The organism is Dictyobacter vulcani (assembly GCF_008974265.1).
GTDB lineage: Bacteria > Chloroflexota > Ktedonobacteria > Ktedonobacterales > Ktedonobacteraceae > Dictyobacter > Dictyobacter vulcani.
Map to the genome: position 1 here is coordinate 1 of NZ_BKZW01000004.1, position 20277 is coordinate 20277.

The 20277-nt window shown below is 53.1% G+C and carries 15 protein-coding genes, 2 rRNA genes and 2 pseudogenes; 15 read left to right on the top strand and 4 right to left on the bottom strand.

Annotated elements, in window-relative coordinates:
* Positions 1 to 251 (bottom strand): annotated as a pseudogene (locus tag KDW_RS27290) (endonuclease III domain-containing protein); the annotation flags it as partial.
* 744 nt (positions 252 to 995) lie between these two features.
* On the opposite strand from KDW_RS27290, the gene KDW_RS27295 reads away from it, so the two are divergent.
* From KDW_RS27295 to KDW_RS27315, 5 genes are all read left to right on the top strand, one after another.
* Positions 996 to 2470, top strand: a 16S ribosomal RNA gene (locus tag KDW_RS27295).
* A 305-nt stretch (positions 2471 to 2775) separates the two neighbouring features.
* Positions 2776 to 5736: ribosomal RNA gene (locus tag KDW_RS27300) — 23S ribosomal RNA — on the top strand.
* The 16S and 23S rRNA genes sit together here, the layout of an rRNA operon.
* A 320-nt stretch (positions 5737 to 6056) precedes the next feature.
* The gene (locus KDW_RS27305) at positions 6057 to 7706 is read left to right on the top strand and encodes a peptide ABC transporter substrate-binding protein (protein WP_151759095.1); all 1650 of its coding nucleotides are present in this window, start codon (positions 6057 to 6059) and stop codon (positions 7704 to 7706) included.
* Between the two features lie 258 nt (positions 7707 to 7964).
* A complete protein-coding gene (locus KDW_RS27310; RefSeq protein WP_151759096.1) occupies positions 7965 to 8588 on the top strand; it encodes a cyclodeaminase/cyclohydrolase family protein in 624 nt (207 codons plus the stop codon).
* A complete protein-coding gene (locus tag KDW_RS27315) occupies positions 8585 to 9457 on the top strand; it encodes a bifunctional 5,10-methylenetetrahydrofolate dehydrogenase/5,10-methenyltetrahydrofolate cyclohydrolase (RefSeq protein WP_151759097.1) in 873 nt (290 codons plus the stop codon). The genes KDW_RS27310 and KDW_RS27315 overlap by 4 nt, the downstream gene beginning before the upstream one ends.
* Positions 9458 to 9517: 60 nt before the next feature.
* On the opposite strand, the gene KDW_RS27320 is transcribed toward KDW_RS27315, so the two are convergent.
* The 3 genes from KDW_RS27320 to KDW_RS27330 all read right to left on the bottom strand — a co-directional run bounded on the left by KDW_RS27320 (position 9518) and on the right by KDW_RS27330 (position 12716).
* On the bottom strand, positions 9518 to 11005 hold the full coding sequence (locus tag KDW_RS27320; RefSeq protein ID WP_162005654.1) for a sensor histidine kinase: 1488 nt from the start codon (positions 11003 to 11005) through the stop codon (positions 9518 to 9520).
* A 310-nt stretch (positions 11006 to 11315) separates the two neighbouring features.
* On the bottom strand, positions 11316 to 11804 hold the full coding sequence (locus KDW_RS27325) for a hypothetical protein (protein ID WP_151759099.1): 489 nt from the start codon (positions 11802 to 11804) through the stop codon (positions 11316 to 11318).
* 147 nt (positions 11805 to 11951) lie between these two features.
* The gene (locus tag KDW_RS27330; protein ID WP_151759100.1) at positions 11952 to 12716 is read right to left on the bottom strand and encodes a zinc ribbon domain-containing protein; all 765 of its coding nucleotides are present in this window, start codon (positions 12714 to 12716) and stop codon (positions 11952 to 11954) included.
* A gap of 610 nt (positions 12717 to 13326) precedes the next feature.
* Here KDW_RS27330 and hemA point away from each other — a divergent pair.
* From hemA to hemB, 10 genes and pseudogenes are all read left to right on the top strand, one after another.
* Entirely contained in the window at positions 13327 to 14064 is a 738-nt protein-coding gene (gene hemA, locus KDW_RS27335) for a glutamyl-tRNA reductase (RefSeq protein WP_151759101.1), read from the top strand.
* Between the two features lie 52 nt (positions 14065 to 14116).
* Entirely contained in the window at positions 14117 to 14239 is a 123-nt protein-coding gene (locus tag KDW_RS36210) for a hypothetical protein (protein ID WP_371876282.1), read from the top strand.
* Positions 14240 to 14338: 99 nt separating this feature from the next.
* Entirely contained in the window at positions 14339 to 14560 is a 222-nt protein-coding gene (locus KDW_RS27345; RefSeq protein ID WP_371876288.1) for a glutamyl-tRNA reductase, read from the top strand.
* Positions 14508 to 14693 (top strand): hypothetical protein, encoded by a 186-nt coding sequence (locus tag KDW_RS34370; protein WP_233098028.1) that lies wholly within the window; start codon positions 14508 to 14510, stop codon positions 14691 to 14693. The genes KDW_RS27345 and KDW_RS34370 overlap by 53 nt, the downstream gene beginning before the upstream one ends.
* Positions 14638 to 15204 (top strand): annotated as a pseudogene (locus tag KDW_RS33240) (hypothetical protein). The gene KDW_RS34370 and the pseudogene KDW_RS33240 overlap by 56 nt, the downstream one beginning before the upstream one ends.
* On the top strand, positions 15201 to 15563 hold the full coding sequence (locus KDW_RS33245) for a hypothetical protein (RefSeq protein ID WP_198925603.1): 363 nt from the start codon (positions 15201 to 15203) through the stop codon (positions 15561 to 15563). Before KDW_RS33240 ends, KDW_RS33245 begins: the two are co-directional and overlap by 4 nt.
* A gap of 28 nt (positions 15564 to 15591) precedes the next feature.
* Positions 15592 to 16449 (top strand): uroporphyrinogen-III synthase, encoded by an 858-nt coding sequence (locus tag KDW_RS27355; protein WP_162005657.1) that lies wholly within the window; start codon positions 15592 to 15594, stop codon positions 16447 to 16449.
* A complete protein-coding gene (locus tag KDW_RS27360) occupies positions 16449 to 17219 on the top strand; it encodes a chlorite dismutase family protein (protein ID WP_151759105.1) in 771 nt (256 codons plus the stop codon). Before KDW_RS27355 ends, KDW_RS27360 begins: the two co-directional genes overlap by 1 nt.
* 20 nt (positions 17220 to 17239) lie before the next feature.
* Positions 17240 to 18553 (top strand): glutamate-1-semialdehyde 2,1-aminomutase, encoded by a 1314-nt coding sequence (hemL, locus tag KDW_RS27365; RefSeq protein WP_151759106.1) that lies wholly within the window; start codon positions 17240 to 17242, stop codon positions 18551 to 18553.
* A gap of 19 nt (positions 18554 to 18572) precedes the next feature.
* On the top strand, positions 18573 to 19550 hold the full coding sequence (gene hemB / locus KDW_RS27370; protein WP_151759107.1) for a porphobilinogen synthase: 978 nt from the start codon (positions 18573 to 18575) through the stop codon (positions 19548 to 19550).
* Positions 19551 to 20277 lie beyond the last annotated feature (727 nt).

Here is a 20277-nt window from a genome sequence, read left to right on the forward strand (position 1 = left end):
CCACCGGAGCGGATGGCGTCGGCCACTTTATTGGTGGGCGCATCTCGTACTTCTTCCCAGGTGGCGTAGGTATCGACGAGCTGACGATAGGCTCGTCCGGAATTGATGTCGGATGTATGTTGCGAGAGGATTGTTCCGATGAGCCCGCCCAGCGGATCATAGTCAGGATCATTGCGCATTTCGCCATAGGTATCGATGAGGATATCATAAACTTGTGTCAAATGAATTGATGGTGTGATGGCTGCCGTCATTCTTTATCCCTTATCTATCTTCGTGGTTGGTGTTTGCTCTCTTCTTTATAAGACGGCTATGCCGAGCAAAACGGATGTGTCGCGAAGAGAACTTTGTCCTTATTGGAGTCTTTGCTACCTACGTGAACGTACTTTTGGGTGAGTGGTGCAAAACGCTTGACAGGATCATAATGCTTATGGCATAATCATCGAGCTGCAGAAAGACGACAATCACCTGGCTTCAATGAGCCCGGGTGCTCCTGTCCCTTCGCATCCGTTGTGCCACGCTAAGGTGGCTCTCCCCGAGATCGCTGATCTCCTGCGTCTTCCCAATGAAGTATTGAGAAAAGGAAGGCTGTGCCCTTTTTCGCAGGATAGTGCATGTCTTCTGGCTCTGACGAGTCAGAACAACGAGATTTCGGCGGACCTGAAAAAGTGGTCCGGAAAACGCTTGACAAAGCACAACAAATCTGCGATACTACAGCTACATGAGACAAGCAAACGAAAAAAACACAGACGCTTGTTGAATGACGAAACACACGTTTCGTCTGGTACCTTGACAACTGAAGAGTGGAAAGCAGAACAGCAACTGGAACAACATGAATCGTTTCTAGTTTCCTGTCAATTCGATCCCGGACTCTTAGGGGTTCGGTGATCACAACAATAATCTGCGAACAATTACAGCCAATGTTGTAAGACTTGGCCTTGATCGCAACTTCACATGCAATGAATAGTTACTCGTTGAGTAGCTGTTATATAAAAAATTGGATGGCGAGTTTGATCCTGGCTCAGGATAAACGCTGGCGGCGTGCCTAACACATGCAAGTCGAACGCTCTGCGCAAGCAGGGAGTGGCGGACGGTGAGTAACACGTGGGCAATCTACCATCAGGTGAGGAATACCGGCGAGAAATCGCCGACAATACCGCATAGGCTCGCAAGAGCAAAGCTCGCAAGGGCGCCTGAGGATGAGCCTGCGCTCGATTAGTTAGTTGGTGAGGTAATGGCTTACCAAGACGACGATCGATAGCTGGTCTGAGAGGACGATCAGCCACACTGGGATTGAGAACGGCCCAGACTCCTACGGGGGCAGCAGTGAGGAATTTTCGTCAATGGGGGCAACCCTGAACGAGCAACGCCGCGTGCAGGATGAAGGTTTTCGGATCGTAAACTGCTTTTCTCTGGGACGAGAACGGACGGTACCAGAGGAATCAGCCCCGGCTAACTACGTGCCAGCAGCCGCGGTAATACGTAGGGGGCAAGCGTTGTCCGGATTTATTGGGCGTAAAGCGCACGCAGGCGGTCAGATTAGTCTGGAGTGACAGTCGTCGGCTCAACCGACGAAGTACTTCGGATACTGTCTGACTTGAGGGCTTCAGAGGGACACGGAATTCCGGGTGGAGTGGTGAAATGCGTAGATATCCGGAGAACACCGATGGCGAAGGCAGTGTCCTGGGAAGCATCTGACGCTCAGGTGCGAAAGCTAGGGGAGCGAACAGGATTAGATACCCTGGTAGTCCTAGCCGTAAACGATGACCACTAGACGTTGGGGGTATCGACCCCTCAGTGTCGCAGTTAACACAAGAAGTGGTCCGCCTGGGGAGTACGGTCGCAAGATTAAAACTCAAAGGAATTGACGGGGACCCGCACAAGCAGCGGAGCGTGTGGTTTAATTCGATGCAACGCGAAGAACCTTACCAAGGCTTGACATGGATTTGCACCAGCCGTAACTGGCTGTCCCTTCGGGGCGGATCCACAGGTGCTGCATGGCTGTCGTCAGCTCGTGTCGTGAGATGTTGGGTTAAGTCCCGCAACGAGCGCAACCCCTGTCGTTAGTTGAATTTCTCTAGCGAAACTGCCATTTTAAAATGGAGGAAGGCGGGGATGACGTCAAGTCAGCACGGCCCTTACGCTTTGGGCGACACACACGCTACAATGGTCAGGACAAAGAGTCGCGAACTCGCGAGAGGGAGCCAATCTCGTCAAACCTGGCCTCAGTTCAGATTGGAGGCTGCAACCCGCCTCCATGAAGTTGGAGTTGCTAGTAACCGTAGGTCAGCACACTACGGTGAATACGTTCCCGGGTCTTGTACACACCGCCCGTCACACCACGAAAGTTGGCAACACTTGAAGCCGCTGGGCTAACTCGCAAGAGAGGCAAGCGTCGAGGGTGGGGTCAGTGATTGGGGTGAAGTCGTAACAAGGTAGCCGTACCGGAAGGTGCGGCTGGATCACCTCCTTTCTAGGGAGCTTGGATATCCGTCAGGAGATTTTCTGACACATATGATATCCACTTCCAGGTCGAACAGGACAAGAACGCATTTGTGCCAGCCGTTGGACTGGTTTCCACTCTCCAGATGTTGGGGTCAACAGACACACGCTCCGGTGTGTGGCCTGCCAGCATCGCACCTTGACAACTGAATACTGTTTATCTTCAATTTTGCTGAGCGATTTATGTCAGCCAGAGTTGAAGCAGAGGATCGCAAATTTTTTGCGAAAAAAATCAAGAGATCAAGCATTCACAGAACACACATGATGAAGAGAAGAGAACAAGCTACACAGAGTACGAGGTGGATGCCTTGGCGCTAAAGACCGAAGAAGGACGCGGAGACCGGCGAAACGTTCGGGGGGAGCTGCATGCAAGCGATGAACCCGAGATTCCGAATGAGGCAACTCCTCCAGAGTGATGTCTGGAGACCGCCTGCTGAACACATAGGCAGTGACGGGGGGCAGCGGGTGAACTGAAACATCTCAGTAACTCGACGAAAAGAAATCAACCGAGATTCCCGTAGTAGTGGCGAGCGAACCGGGAGGAGCCCAAACCGACCATCTTTCGAGATGATCGGGTTGTAGGACTGGCAACACAGGAGAGCATTTTACTTGAACACGTTGGAAAGCGTGACCAGAGCGGGTGACAGTCCCGTAGAGGACGGAAAGCTCGAATAGGCCAGTATCCTGAGTACCACGAGGCACGTGAAACCTTGTGGGAAGCTGGGGGGACCACCCTCCAAGGCTACACATCTTTAGCGACCGATAGCGAACAAGTACCGTGAGGGAAAGGTGAAAAGCACCCCGAGAGGGGGATGAAAGAGACCCTGAAACCACGTACTCACCAGCAGTCAGAGGCCACTGTTCCATGAGGAACTAAGGGCTGATGGCGTGCCTTTTGTAGAATGATCCGGCGAGTGCATCGTCGTAGCCTGGTTAACCAGCGATAAAGCTGGGGAGCCCCAGGGCAACCGAGTCTGAACAAGGCGAATGTTGCGGCGATGCGACCCGAAACCGTGTGAGCTATCCATGAGCAGAGTGAAGCGGATGTGACAGTCCGTCGAGGCTCGAACCACCAGTGTTGCAAAACTGGGGGATGACTTGTGGATAGGGGAGAAATTCCAATCGAACACGGAGATAGCTGGTTCTCCCCGAAATGTATTGAGGTACAGCTGTATGAAACACTATCCTGGAGGTAGAGCACTGAATGAGCTAGGGGCCACGTGCTGGTTACCAAACTCAACCAAACTCCGAATGCCAGGACAGCATGCATGCAAGTGAGACGGCGGGGGCTAAGCTTCGTCGTCAAAAGGGAAACAGCCCAGACCATCGGCTAAGGTCTCAAAATTGATGCTTAGTGTAAAAGGGAGTCAGTACGCCCAAACAGCCAGGATGTTGGCTTAGAAGCAGCCATCATTTAAAGAGTGCGTAATAGCTCACTGGTCGAGTGTAGTGGCACCGACAACGTATCGAGGCTCAAGCATCATACCGAAGCCATGGAACTCTATCATTTGATAGGGTTGGTAGGGGAGCGTTCTCAAGCAGAGAAGCCAGACCGTGAGGACTGGTGGAGCGAAGAGAAGTGAGAATGCCGGAATGAGTAGCGTCATGTCTGTGATAACCAGACACACCGAATGCCTGAGGGTTCCTGGGCACCGTCAATCGTCCCAGGGTGAGTCGGGTCCTAAGCCGAGGACGTTATAGTCGTAGGCGATGGCAAGCAGGTTGGACATTCCTGCACCGGAGACATTTGTTATGAGCAATGGGGGGACGCGGTAAGGAAGGTGAGCCCATCGATTGGACAGGATGGGTCTGTACGGCGAAGTGCGAAACCGAGGAAAATCCCGGTTTCCTGTGCATGACACGTGCAGCGAGCGGACGTCAGTCCGCGGAAGTCATTGGCCCCTACGCCGCCGAGAAAAGCCTCTCGCCAGAATGCTTCTCCGCCCGTACCGCAAACCGACACTGGTAGGCAGGGGGAAATCTCCCCAGGTGATCGAGCGACCCTCTGTTAAGGAACTCGGCAAATTAACCCCGTACCTTCGGAAGAAGGGGTGCCCTAGTAGCGAACTTGACGTGTCAGGAGCGTGAGGGGGTTGCAAGAAATTGGCTCAACCGACTGTTTACCAAAAACACAGGTCTCTGCGAACGCGAAAGCGGAAGTATAGGGGCTGACTCCTGCCCAGTGCCGGAAGGTTACGAGGAGCGGTGTTCGTAGCTGCGAATCTAAGCCCCGGTGAACGGCGGCCGTAACTATAACGGTCCTAAGGTAGCGAAATTCCTTGTCGGGTAAGTTCCGACCCGCACGAAAGGAGTAACGAGTTGAGCGCTGTCTCGACAGAGGACTCGGCGAAATTGAAGTACCCGTGAAGATACGGGTTACCCACGACAGGACAAAAAGACCCCGTGGAGCTTTACTACACCTTGACCTGGAAACGAGTTGAAGCGTGCGTAGCATAGGTGGGAGTCGGAGAACCTATCCCTGTGGGGGTAGGGGAGACAGCAGTGAAATACCACTCTCGTTGCGGTTTGTTTCTCATACGTCACCGTGATCCGGGACGTAGACAAGATCAGGCGGGTAGTTTGACTGGGGCGGTCGCCTCCCAAAGAGTAACGGAGGCGCCCAAAGGTTCCCTCAGGGTGGATGGACATCACCCGTAAGAGTGCAAAGGCAGAAGGGAGCTTGACTGCAAGACGGACAGGTCGAGCAGGGACGAAAGTCGGGCTTAGTGATCCCACATTCCCGAGTGGAAGGAGTGTGGCTCAACGGATAAAAGCTACCCCGGGGATAACAGGCTTATCTTGCCCAAGAGTTCATATCGACGGCAAGGTTTGGCACCTCGATGTCGGCTCGTCGCATCCTGGGGCTGGAGTAGGTCCAAGGGTTGGGCTGTTCGCCCATGAAAGCGGCACGCGAGCTGGGTTCAGAACGTCGCGAGACAGTTCGGTCTCTATCCGTCGTGGGCGTAGGAAAATTGAGGGGCGTCATCTCCAGTACGAGAGGACCGAGATGGCTCGACCGCTGGTGTGCCAGTTGGCCTGCCCGGGCCAGAGCTGGATAGCTATGTCGAGAAGGGATAAGCGCTGAAGGCATCTAAGCGCGAAGCCGCACCCAAGACGAGTTTTCCCATCACTTCGTGTGATCAAGATCCCAGGAAGACGACCTGGTAGATAGACGACACGTGGACACCTGGTAACAGGCGTAGCGAAGTCGCCCTAATGATCGTACGGCTTGTTTCACATCAGTATCTTCATCGTGGACACTCGCGTGAGTGCACTCGGCTTCAGCTCATCGGCTGGCAGAGGCGCTCGGCAAAATTGAGGATAAACGGTATTGCAGTTGTTGAAAAACATTATGAGGCTTTCCCTTTGCGGGGAAGGTCTTTTTTGTTTGTAACAAGGTTTCCGTGGGCCCCCCGTCCGTTGAGTTTTTTCCATACATGACTTTTCAGGCTCCTCTTTGTTTTTACTGGCAACGTCCGCTATAATGGTCGGTGATAACTACTCTATCGTTCATTGACTTGCATAATAAATAAGGTCATATAAAGAGAGGGCCAGGAATGTATTATCGTTCCCCATATATATGTGTACGGCGTCTGAGCGCCGCGCTACTTATGCTCTGTACGACACTACTACTATTGACTTCCTGCGGTGGGGCGGCCAGCGGAACGATAACGCTCACTAACGGCCAGCCAACATTGGCCTCCGAGCAGGTCCTGACGATTCCACTGATCGGTACTACCAATGTTCCATCCTTTGATCCAGCCACGGAACTGACTGCCAGTTCGAAAATACTCTTTAATATGCTCTATAGCGGACTCGTGCGCACTGACGATCATCTGCAACCGGTACCCAATCAGGCGACCTGGACGATTTCCGCTGATCAGAAGCAATATACTTTTCATTTAAAGCCAGATGTGACCTTCGGTGATGGCTCAGCGGTTACGGCTCGCTCCTATGTGGATTCCTGGACCCGCGCTGCTCGGCCTGCCAATACTTCTGCGCAAATTTCTACATTGATGTATGCAATTGAGGGTGCCCGTGAATTGCATAGCGGCCAGGCTAAAACGCTGGCTGGCGTTCATGCCAGCGATGAGCATACGTTGCAGGTACGCCTGACGAAACCTGCTCCTTATTTTCTGGCCGCACTGGCCAATCCGCTCTTTTTTCCGGTCAATCAGAAACTGATATCATCCTATGGCGAGCAGCTATGGCCTGCGACGGCCGCTACGCAGGGACTCGGTAGCGGACCTTTTGTGCTGAAAGATGTGACACCGGATGTGAAGATGACGCTGGTTCCGAGTCCACACTATGCTGGCGCCCGGCCCATCCTTAAACAGGTCAATGTCTATTTTGTTAACGATAGTCGGGTTGCTTATACCGCCAATCGCGCGGGCCGCTATGATCTGGTGTGGGATCTGTCACTACAGGATCAGTTGCCGGCGGCAAAGCTGAAGGGTTTTTTACGGCCTGATAAGTTGCAGACCGATGCTTTTTTCTTTGATACCAGTAAGGCTCCATTCGATAAGCTGGAACTACGACAGGCGTTCGCGCATGCACTGGATAAAAAAGCCTTTGCTTTGACGGTATTGCATGATGCGGTCTCGCCAGCGGAGACGCTGCTACCATCGGCTGTACCGGGTTATCAGGCTCAGCCAGATACGTTCAATGCGGCCAAAGCCAGAACCTTACTTAAAGCGGCGTATCCCGATGTCAAACAGCTGCCGACTATTACCTTTACCTATCCGACTTCTCAGGTCTCGCCAACCATCACGGATGCTCTGCAGAGCGCCTGGAAAAAGAATCTGGGTATCCAGGTGAATCTGCGTCCACTGGAAGATCAGGCGTATCAGCAGGCGGTAGACAGTCATAGCGTGCAGTTTGGCTTCGCCTCCTGGCAAAGCACGGTCGCTGACCCGTATCTGTTCGCGAGCAGATTCCTGTCCTCGTCAGACCAGAATGTCTCGCAGTGGCATAATGCTGCTTATGACCAGTTGCTGGCCCGTGCCGAAAGTAAAACTGGATCCGACCGGCTGGCTCTGTATCAGCAGGCGGAACAGCAGCTACTGTCCCAGGCTGTAATCGTACCCCTTGATCATCCACGGTTAGCGGCCCTGCTGCCGGCCTGGCTGCGTGGCGTATCCGTGAATGCAGATGGCCTCTCCTTTGGTGATTGGTCGCAGGTAGCGATTTTAAACCATAAAGCTTGATCCTCCGCTCACTATGTTCCTGAGCCTCTTTCGCCATCGTGCTGGAAGAGGCTCATTTTTATGCTGCTCACTCGACGCATGTCTGGCCCGGGTGCTAGAATGCAATATTGCAGTATCCTCAACACGACACATGGGCATAAGCTCATCACTCAGCTTTGTAGGATAGCTGCCATATCCAAAAGGGTATACCATAGAATATATGCGTGTTCTGTCAGGCTTGAACAGAATACTTGAACATTGAAATCGGAAGTGTGGAATATGTATCTGGATAAACCGTTACAAACCTATCTTGATGATCTGGCTTCGGCGAAGTCTACTCCTGGCGGCGGTTCTACTGCGGCTATGAGTGGGGCCATGGGTTCGGCTCTGGCCTGTATGGTTTCGCGCCTGACACTGAGTAAAGCTGATTATGCCGCCGTCCATCCTGAAATTGAATTGATTCTGGCGCAGACTGAGCAGTTGCGCGCCCGCTTTCAGGCGTTGATGCAGGCTGATATAGACGCGTATGGAAAACTCTCAGCTTGTTTTAAGTTGCCACGTGGGACTGCTGAGGAGAAGGCGGCCCGTACACAGGCGATTCAAGAGGGACTGGTGGTGGCTGCGCTGGTGCCGCTTGAGATGGTTGAACGCGCGGCTGAACTGGTTCGGCATTGTCAGCGCATCGCCGAGATTGGCAATAAGAATGTCCTGAGCGATATCGCGACGGCTGCTATGATGGCCTCGGCCGCTGGTACCGGCGCGGCCTGGATGGTACGCACAAATCTGAATTCGATGAAGGATGCCGAGCGGGTCAGTGCCTTGAATAAGCGCCTGAATGCTGGCCTGGATGCCATTTCGGCGGCTGGCCAGGAGGTTGTCGTGATTGTAGGGGGGAAAGCATGAGCGCAACACTGTTGAATGGCCGTACGCTGAGCGCTACCATAAAGACCGAGTTGCGCACCGATGTCCAGCGCTATCAGGATACCCATGGCCATGCGCCCGGACTCGTGATTGTGCGTGTAGAGGGCGATGCGGCGTCTGGCTTTTATAGTAAGGCTATCTTGAAGATTTCGCGTGAGCTTGGGGTTGAGGCACGTTTAGAACTGCTGCCTGAGCAGACGAGCGCCCAGGAATTGTCGGACTTACTGCTTCGCTTGAATCAGGATCCTCGCGTCCATGGCATTATTGTGCAGATGCCATTGCCCGCTCATCTGCCACAGGACCTGGTTATCAATGCGATTGCGCCCGAGAAAGATATCGATGGCATCAGTCCGGTCAGCGCGGGTAACCTTGTGCTGGGATTACCGGGTTTTCAACCATCAACAGCGGCGGCGGTGATTGAAATCCTGAAACGTAGCGAGATAGAACTGGCGGGTAAGCATGTGGTGGTGCTGGGACGCAGTAATGTGGTTGGGAAGCCACTCTCCTTACTGTTGTTGCAGCAGCATGCCACGGTCACGATCTGTCATTCCCGCACGCCCGATCTGGCCTCTTTTACCCGTCAGGCGGATGTCCTGGTGGCGGCGGTCGGTCGGGCCAGGATGGTGACGGCCGAGATGGTGCGCCCTGGCGCTACGGTGATTGATGTCGGGATCAATTCCTTACCGGAAGGGGGAATGGTCGGAGATGTCGATTTCGCTAGCGTTCAAGACGTGGCTGGCGCGCTCACGCCAGTGCCCGGTGGCGTGGGACCTTTAACAAATGTCCTGCTACTGAGGCAGTGTATTGAGGCAGCCTGGCGGCAGGCCGGGCCAGAAGCTCATCACGCGTAGGCATAATCAGTATTATGGCGGGCAGTGCTAACACGAAGAGTAGCGCTGCCCGCTATAACACTAATCCTGTGTGGAAGCCGATTCATCCTGGTTATTCAGGGTAAACCAGAAGGTAGAGCCTTCACCTGGATTACTCTTCAGACCTACGCTCCCTCCGTGTTTTTCAATGATCGAGCGACTGATATACAGTCCAATGCCAAAGCCGATCGCTGAGCCACTGACAACTTCGGTCCGCTGGACGCGATAGAAACGCTCCCAGATATGCTCCTGATCCACTTCGGCGATGCCCGGCCCATAGTCCCGTACCAGTACGTGTATTTTAGTATCCTCGGGTCTGATCTCAACTTCGACCGGCTTGTCGTTGGCGCTATATTTGAGGGCATTCGACAGATAATTTGTGATTACCTGTTCAATATGATCGCGATCCAGTAATACAATCAGTTCGTCCTGCTGTTCAGCAAACTTGATGGTTCTGCTGGGAAACAACTGGGACTGCTGATTGACGGCCTCCTGGATGATTACGGTCAAATTGTGGCGCTCAAGCTTGAGATCCAGTCGCTGATCCTGAATGCGTGAGATGTAGACGATATCATTGATCAGGTGGGTCAGGCGGCGTACCTGGTTGTCTGCCCTGATGAGTAGGCGCTGTAAGGACTCGATGGTGTTTTTATATTCCTCCAGCGTAATACCCGTCTTTTGTATTTCGCGTTTGGTGGTGCGCAACAAAATCTGGATTGTGCCTTTGATAGTGGTGATCGGCGTTTTCAGCTCGTGGGCCGTAATACCCAGGAAATCACTGATGCGCTGGTTGATTTCCTGCATCAGTTGTGGGCTGATCGTTTCGGCCTCGGTCGTCCGATTCTGCTCTGCCTGCTGTTGCTCGCGCTTAATCTGTAGCGCTTGCTCCTTGAGTAATGTATGGAGCTGTGATCCTTCACCAAAATGCTTGATAAAGCTACTGATATCCTGCCTGTCTTCCGCTTTTCCTGCTTCGGCATCTGCTTGTATCCAACTATGACAGGCATAGATGTAGTTGAGTAAGGCAGTCAAAAAGATGTAGTGCCTACCCAGCAGACGCTGTAGCTCTTTACGACAGTAGGCCGCTTTTTGTTTCTGGGTGAACAGATACGCTACACAGGAAAAGAAGCGCATCTCCAGCGTCGCATCTTTGGGTGGCCAGGCATCGAAGCGTCCGGCTATACTCTGTAACTGTTTGATCTGTTGGGTAATTTCTTGCGTGGTTGGCACAGGCATCGTCAGTAATGCCAGGATGTCGTTTTCGTTCAGACCATAGGTAGTATGTAAGCGCACGCAGTGATAGTGTAAGTCATACGGGATGCGGCAGACATACGAAAGGTAGAGAAAAAGTTTCTCCTTAAACAAGGCTGGCAACGGATTTTCGATATATGCGGCACGTGTATGCCTCCATAGCGAATGCAGCAAGGATGTATTTGTCTTGACTGCATTGAAAAAAGGAGGAATGAAGCCAAATTCTTGCCTGATATCCTTGAGTAAGGATGCAGTGGTAATCTGATTTGAATCAGACATATGCCAATCCTCCATTTAGTTTGGGCGCTCCAGAGTAGTATAGAGAGAAAAATGTTGAATGTGTAAAGTAACCTATATCTTCAATAATTTTTTGTATAGAAACATATAGGTGGAATCCCCAAAAAAAAGAGTGGCCTCATCGCATAAGGCTGCGATGACTTTTTTCAATAAGTTTCGGGTCTCTTTGTATGATCACGTTTCAGAGGCGGGATTTAGATGCATGCTTACTAACTGAGACGAGCATGCATACGAGGAGAACGTGCACGAAATTTGTGTGAAAACTGGTTGTAGCTGGTCACTCCAGTCCGATTTATGCGCGGCCAGATTGGCGGCGCCTGGCGGCAGCGGCCTTTTTGCGTCGTTCGCGCCGACGGCGGTCCTGCGCGGCCTGTTCTTCCGGAGTTCGTTCCCTGACTGGATTATCTGTCGCATCCTGCTGGACGGTCGGTGCGGTTGTCGCCTTCGTTGAGCGGCGGCGAGAAGCAGCAATACCCTGGAGCAAGATCAATACGAGGACCGCTGCGGCCAGGACCAGGACGACGGTGTAGAGTGGCACAATGATTACAGCCAGCGAATCTGGAAAAGAGCCGGTTGAGATACCCAGATTGAGTAGCAGTACGATACCGAGCAGGCTATATTCAATGCCGGTCAGGATGCCAACCTGCTTATACCAGACCAGGTTATAGCCTCGGGCCTGCGATGCTCGTAGCCGCTTCAATCCCACATACAAATTGTAGAGTCCCATTCCAATAAACAGGACGCTGATGAGAGCAGTAAAACGTGGATCAAGATGAATCATGGATAGTTTGCTCCTGTATGACGGTTCCCGTATCAGTTCTTACACAGAATCTTTTTCAGCTGATGCTTACCCGGGCCGTCAACAAAATATGTTGATAGATGTATCCTTCATCATACAACTTTTTCCTGCTCTCTTACATACCGCTTGCTACATGTGTAGCCGGATGTGGTTTATTGCCAGCGTGATGATGCGGGTCTGCTGATGTGGCAGGATACTTCTGGGTCCGTGATAGGATGCAAATATATAGATGCATAGCAGACCAATCAGGCCGACGATGACAGCAAAGAAGATCCAGAAATCTCTGTGCTGGATAGGTCTGGCTTTGCGGCGTGTCTGGATGACCGAGTTGGTACTGGCAATGTAGGCGGGACGCAGAATATTCTGGATCGCCCGGGCCTGGGCTGCTGGGATCAGCGCGTTATCTACTGTCTTCAACCTGATTGGTGTTTCTGTCCTGACTGGGAGTCCGGGATTAGACGTTGGATTGGGTGCGGCGGCGACCATAGAGGTAGGCTGGTCGGCGCTATAGCGTTGGGTCAGGGTTAATTTTTTGGCAGGTTCTTGTGCCCGGTCAGGTTGCTCGGCCATATGCACGTGTTCATCGAGCTGCGCCGCCGTTTTAAATCCCGGTCGACGGAGTGGCTGGCTGGCCGGGCCGGCGTTTCTGGCGGGACGCTGTGGAGGATTTAAGGGACGCCTTGTGGGGGTAGGTGGAAATAAAGAGCTCTCTTGATTTGTATAAGTATGTAGAGATTGTGATACATTTTGAGGGGGAGGCGTGGTGGCAGGTTGATCCTGTTCGCGGGTAGCTGTGGCCACGATATGGGTGGCATCGATCGGATGAAAACCGCAGTTATGACATGTGCGGGCCTGGTCGGGTAGCTCCGTATGACATTTAGGGCAGAAAAGCATTATATCTCACCTTTGTTGTGCTGGCCCCCTCATCTTTTTTAGCGTTGAATCAGGGTCTGTACTAAATAGAATAGTATAGTATTTTTTTTAAGAGAAGATAGGATATTGTAGCATATTACTGTTAAGCATATCTGAGAAAAGGGATCTTTGTTAATAGTTTTCGGTGATAGTGGGAAATATGGGGGATAGGAATACTGTTTTTGCCTATCCTTATAGGATAATAACGTGGGTCAGGACCAATTTTGTGGATGAACGAGGGAGCATAGGATGGAAGTAAGAGGCCATCAGCCCGAGCGCGTACCACAGGAGGCATGCTCATTTTTTTTCCCTCTCTGTCACCCTATGCACCTATCTTGATGTCCACTGAATGGAGAATGGGTAATTTTATTGGCTGCAGCCGCCTGATTGCCTCTGCCATGGATAAGTACTAGTACCGGTCGCTCTGAAATTTAGCTGCTTGCCTGTGAGATTCCGTGAGCTGTTTCAAGATGTACCAGGATATATAGGGTGTTCTCCTGATAAGATATCGGGAACTTCAGCCTTGACTAACCCAAAAAAAACGCTAAAATCTCTATAGACTAGAAATTATTTAGAGGTTTATGAGGTTTGCATGCATATCATTGTTGTTGGCGTCGATCATACTACGGCCCCTATTGCATTGCGTGAGCGCCTCGCTTGTTCTGCGCGTTATATTCCCCAGCAGCTTCAGGCGACCCGAGAGGTAGCGAGCGAATGCGTTTTTCTTTCTACCTGTAATCGCGTTGAGCTGTATGCTGTCTGCACGGATGCGGTCCAGGGGCGTCTGGACCTGTTGCGTGTTCTGAGCGAGACGCGACAGGTTCCATTAGCGGAACTTGAGTCACACTGTTTTTGTTTTCTCGATGAGCGGGCGACGGCGCATCTCTTTGGTGTAGCCAGTGGCCTGTATTCTCTGGTTCCAGGTGAGCCGCAGATTCAGGGTCAGGTGGTGGATGCATTAGAGATTGCGCAGGGGAGTGGTTATGCTGGCCCGGTGACTTCTGCGTTGTTTCGAGCGGCGGTGGTAGCGGGGAAGCGGGCTCGCAGTGAGACGGGGATCAGTCGCAATGCGGCCTCATTAAGCCACGTCGCGGTCCAACTGGCGCGTCACCTGTTGCCAGATTTTCGTCAGTCCAATGTCCTGTTGATCGGTTCGGGTAAGATGAGTGAACTGGCGGCCCGTAATTTAAAAGATAATGGGGCTCAGCAGATTGTGATCGTCAATCGAACCCATGCCAATGCCATGGAACTGGCGGCCTCTCTCCAGGCAACCTTGCGTCCTTTTCAAGAGCTTTCCGAGGCTTTGCTGGATGCTGATGTGGTTGATTAGCTCTACTAAAGCACCCCACGCTATTATTACTCCAGAGATTATGGAACCTATTATGCGGCAGCGCGAGGGTCGGTCTCTCTTGTTTATCGATCTTGCCTTGCCGCGTGATATCGATTCCTGCGGTTGGAGATATGGCGGATATCCACTTTATATAATGTCGATGATTACAATCTGAGGTCGAGCGAGGTATACAACTACGCTTATTAGAGGTCGAGCATGTGCAGCAAATTTCGCAAGAGGTCGACTTTTGAGCGCTGCGAAGCTCGCTGGTGTAGTGGATACGATAGCGACATGCGCGATTAAAGCGGCGAACCATGTATGCGTCAAGCGAACGCAACTGGCACGCACCATGCGTCAGCTTTCTCCTAGTCTTTCTGAGCGTGAGATGGCGGCGGTGCAGGAACTGACGAATCGCTTGATGAATAAATTATTACATTACTCCAATGCTACGTTTAAAAGATGCCGCTGCGGTTGGTCAGGGGCATATCTATGCTGAAGCTATGCGCTATCTGTTTGATTTAGAAGAGAATAATGATGCGATTGACAATAGGAACGCGAGCCAGCAAGCTCGCCATGACCCAGACCCAGTGGATTGTCCAACGATTACGCCAGCAGTGGCCAAATCTTGACATTGTTGTTGAACAAATTCGGACGACCGGTGATCGTGGTAACCAATGTTCCTCTGTCTCAAATTGGTACAGATGGAATCTTCGTTACTGAGATGAGCGGGCTCTGCATGAGGGCCAGATCGACCTCGGTGTCCATAGTCTTAAAGATCTGCCAACGGTCCAGCCGGACGATCTGCGGCTGGTGATTGTCGGACCACGCGAAGACGTGCGGGATGTGTTTGTGTCGCGTGAGCCGTTTCAGATTGTTGATCGCCGTTTGCAGCCGGTTGATGCCGCGCATTTTTCGCCAGCTGCCCTGCGCATCGGTACCTGTAGCCTGCGCCGTACTGCTCAACTGCGCGACTTTGCGCCTGAGGCGCAGATCCTCTCTTTGCGTGGGAATGTGGATACGCGCCTGCGTAAGCTGGATGCCGGTGAGTATGATGGTATTGTGCTGGCGTCGGCTGGCCTGCATCGCTTAGGTCTGCGTGAGCAACTGGCTGAGCGCCTGACGTATTTGCAGTTGAGATGATGTTGCCGGCTCCCGGTCAGGGTGCGCTGGCTCTGGAATGCCGCGCCGATGATCGCATCCTGGAACTGCTGGCCCCTCTCAGGGATGCTGAGGTTGAGGCGACCACCACTGCCGAGCGAATGTTTATGCGTCGCCTGGGAGCTGGCTGTTATCTACCGGTGGCGGCCCATAGTGCGATCAGTGATCAGACTCTTGCGATATCAGGTATCGTCGCCAGCCTGGATGGCCAGCGACGCATTCGGGTGCAGCAGGCTATTTCCTGGAATGAGCACTCTACGCTGGCAGAAGCTGATCAGCTGGGTGTCTCGCTGGCCGAGTCGGCTCTGGTCCAGGGGCGCAGGAGATTATCCAGGAGCTGACACTGCCCCGGGATCGGGAGCAGCTTCAATGTCTAACAATTCTGTGGCTACTCTGGCTGGCAAGCGAGTGCTGGTGACGCGTACGCGTGAGCAGGCCAGCGCGCTCAGCGAGCGCCTGCGTACCCTGGGTGCCGTGCCGATCGAGTTTCCAACTATCCATATCGTGCCTCCCACGGATTGGACGGAGCTGGATGCTGTGCTGGGTCGCCTGTATGCTGCGCCTGATGCGGGCTATGATTGGTTGGTGCTGACCAGCGCCAACGGGGTGCATATCTGTATGCAGCGTCTGCGCACGCTCGGTTATGATCCGGCTGCGTTGCGCAACGTGCTTATCGCCACGATCGGACCCGCGACCGCAGCGGCTCTGGCTGAATATGGGGTGCATGCCGATCTGGTTCCCGATGAGTATATCGCCGAGGGCGTGATCAGTGCTTTGATACGTGATGCACAGGAGCGTGGTGTGTCGCTAGAGGGACAGCGGATCCTGCTGGCCCGGGCGGCCGAGGCGCGTAAGATTCTTCCGCTTGAGCTACGCGAGGCCGGGGCGCTGGTGGATGAGGTGCCCGCGTACTACACCCGGACCGTGGCGCGGGACGATGAGCGCGGCCGTGAGATTCTGCGCCAGCTCCAGCAGGGCGAGCTCGATATTTTAACCTTTACCAGTTCTTCAACCGTACGCAATTTTGTCTCCTGGTTACAAAGCTGTGCCCCTGACGCTCCCGAGTCCTTACTCAAGCTGGTGCGGCAGCAGGCACTGCTGGCAAGTATTGGTCCCATTACATCACAGACTGCTCGTGAGCTTGGCCTCAAGGTTGATATCGAGGCGAGCGAGTTTACTATCGAGGGTCTGGTCGATGCAATAGTAGTATATGAGGAAAAGAAATAATGGCAGATCAAGTAACTTCAATCGCAGGCAATGACGTTCCACAGAGCGAGGCCCGACCTGCGGTGGCACAACCTAAACCGAAACAGCCGCGCCAGCTGGTGCGCTTTAGCTTCTATAAATTGGATCCACAGTGGCAGTTGTTGCCTGAGGATGTGCGTGCGAAAGGCAAGCAGGAACTCAAACAACTCTATGCTGACTATGCGGCCGATGATGAACTGATCCGCAGCTTCTCGCTTTATGGTCTGCGCTCAGATGTCGATTTTATGATCTGGCAGGCGACCTATGATGTGGATAATCTGCGCCGTTTCACCAGCATGTTGCGCCGCAGTAGCATGGGACCTTACCTGCGTGAGGAGCGTTCGATGTTGTCGATGACCAAGCGCTCGGTCTATGTCGGCAAAAACGCACGCGGTGCCCATGATCCTCGCCTGGTAATTACCCCTGAGGATCGCAAGTATCTGTTCGTCTATCCTTTCATCAAGACGCGTGCCTGGTATGCCTTGCCGATGGAAGATCGCAAGCGCATGATGGGCGAGCATATCCGCGTCGGACTCACCTATCCGAGTGTCTCGCTGAACACGACCTATTCCTTTGGTATCGACGACCAGGAGTTTGTGGTGGCCTTTGAGACCGATAATATTCAGGATTTCCTGGATCTGGTTCAGGAGTTGCGTGAGACCGAGGCCAGTATGTATACCTTGCGTGATACGCCGATGTATACCTGTGTGGCTGAGCCATTTGAGCAGATTCTGGAGTCGCTTGGCGCGTAGCAGATTGAGGGATAACTTTTATGCAGAAAACACATTCTGACACGTTTTCGCTGGCACGCTCACAGGAGCTGTTTGCGGAGGCGCAACAATTGCTCCCAGGCGGCGTGAATAGTCCTGTGCGGGCTTTTCGCGGCGTGGGTGGTGATCCCGTTTTTATTGAGCGCGCCGAGGGAGCCCATCTCTATGATGTAGATGGCCACCGCTACCTGGATTATGTGCAGTCCTGGGGTCCGATGATCCTGGGCCACACGTATCCTGCCGTGCTTGAAGCCGTGGTCGCCGCCAGTCAGCGTGGCTTTAGCTTTGGTGCTCCCACCGAGGCCGAGAGTGTCCTGGCCCGGATGGTGATCGAGTCGGTGCCTTCGGTTGAGATGATCCGTTTCGTCAACTCGGGTACCGAAGCTACCATGAGTGCCCTGCGCCTGGCCCGCGCCTATACTGGCCGTAACAAGATTATCAAGTTCAGCGGTTGCTACCATGGACACGCTGACATGTTGCTGGTCCAGGCTGGCTCTGGTGTAGCTACGATGGGCCTGCCGGATAGTCCCGGGGTACCGGAGCAGACAACGCAGGATACGCTGACCGCTGAATATAACGATACGGCGGCCGTTGAGCAGTTGTTTGCGACCTATCCTGATGATATCGCGGCCGTAATCGTAGAGCCGATCGCCGCCAACATGGGACTCGTACCGCCGGCTCCAGGCTTCCTGGAGTCCTTGCGCGAGTTGACCGAACGCCACCATGCGGTCCTGATCTTTGATGAGGTGATGACTGGTTTCCGGGTGGCACTCGGCGGGATGCAGGAGCGCGTACAGATTACGCCAGACCTGACCTGCTTTGGCAAGATCATCGGTGGTGGCCTGCCGGTGGGTGCCTATGGTGGCCGGCGCGAGATTATGGCGCAGGTTGCTCCTCTGGGATCCATGTATCAGGCTGGTACGCTCTCAGGTAATCCCCTGGCTATGGCCGCTGGTATCGCGACCCTGAACGAGCTACGCAAGCCTGGACAATATCAGGAGCTTGAGCGTAAGGGTCAGCTATTGGAAGAAGGTTTCACGAAAGCACTCCAGGATCACCAGATCGAGGCCAGCTTTGTGCGCATCGGAGCGATGTTCTGCCTGTACTTTAACCGTGAGCCGGTTGTTAATTATACTGTTGCGAAGCGCTCAGACACGGCGCTGTTTGCACGTTACTTCTGGAGTATGCTGGAGAAGGGTATCTATCTTCCCCCATCCCAATTTGAGTCCTGCTTTATCTCGCTCGCTCTTGAGGATGCCATGCTTGAGGAGACGGTCCGCGCGGCTTCTGCCAGCCTGGGCGCAGTTGTGTCATAGTTACGAGGAATAAATGAAGATGAATACTTTCCCTCATGTACGCCTGCGCCGGCTACGCCAGAATGAGAAGATCCGCAGTCTGGTGCGTGAGACGCATCTGCGTGTCGATCAACTGATCTATCCGGTCTTTGTGGCTGAAGGCCTGACCGAACCACGCGAGATCTCTTCAATGCCCGGTGTGATGCAATGGCCACTGGATCAGATCGGTGGCGAAGTGAAACGCGTGGCGGACCTTGGTGTACCGGCCGTTCTGCTGTTTGGTATTCCCAATGAGAAGGACGAAGTGGGCTCACAGGCGTATGCTGAACATGGAGTAATCCAGGAGGCGATTCGCCGCTTGAAGGTGGAGACACCCGATACTTTGATCATTACTGATGTCTGCCTGTGTGAGTATACCAGCCATGGCCACTGTGGCGTCATCCACAACGGCACGGTCCAGAATGACGAATCACTGAATTTGCTAGCCCAAATGGCGCTTTCACATGTCGAAGCTGGCGCGGATATTGTGGCACCTTCAGATATGATGGATGGTCGTGTGGCCGCTATTCGGCGGCTTCTCGACGAGCGTGGATACAACCAGACCCCCATAATGTCCTACTCGGTCAAATATGCTTCGGGCTTTTATGGACCTTTCCGTGAGGCCGCCGGTTCGACGCCCCAGTTCGGTGATCGTCGCGCCTATCAGATGGATCCAGCCAACGTGCGCGAGGCTCTGCGCGAGCTTGAGCAGGATATCAGTGAGGGAGCCGATATGGTCATGGTCAAGCCAGCGCTCTCCTACCTGGACGTTATTCGCCAGGTGCGTGACCATTGCGACCTGCCTGTGATCGCTTATAACGTCAGTGGGGAGTACTCAATGGTCAAGGCCGCAGCCCAGAACGGCTGGATCGACGAGCAACGCGTCGTCATGGAGATCATGACCAGTATCCGTCGTGCCGGTGCCGATATGATTATTACCTACTTCGCACCCGAAGTAGCACAATGGCTACGTAGCTAGCTAGCTCTTGTAAACTATGTTATAGTGAAGACAAATGGCAGCGCTGAATATCCAATCAGCGCTGCCCTCGTTATTTCGCTTGTAGGTTCGACCCTCGCGGTCGATTATCTCGCTTCACGCTACCATTCGCTTTATCACGATGCGTTGGTGTGAGCCGAGAAAATCGTGGGCAAGCCACGAACCTACGCGAGCGGTGTCGCGATGCGTTGGTGTGAGCCGAGAAAATCGTGGGCAAGCCACGAACCTACGCGACCGGTGTCGCGATGCGTTGTGTGAGCATAACCCAAAGGCGAATTAGCGTGGGAATTTCATCTTTCCCGCCAGAAAGCGGCAGAATCCAGCGAACAACAGCGCTTTACCGGCTTTACCCATTAAGGTGGCAATCAAACCGAATGTAAGCCCAAGGGTGACCCCGATTCTACCCGCGGGATGTCGCATGACTTGTTGTAGTACTTGCATGTATGCCTGCCCTTTATACTAAGAATAGCTGACCTTAAAGCATTGATAGTTTGGCTTCCCAGTAGGGACCGACGTTGTAACCTACCAGGGTAACGTAGCATATATGGGCTACCGATGTCCAGAGGGAAAGCAGCAAACAAGCCAGGCGCACCAGAAATGTGAGCCTCTGTAAGTGCCTTAAAAAACCATAAAGATTAGAAAAAGAAATTCCTTCAAAATACTGTTACCATTCCCTTAGCTATTGCGTTTTTCTTTGTTATAAGGGAAT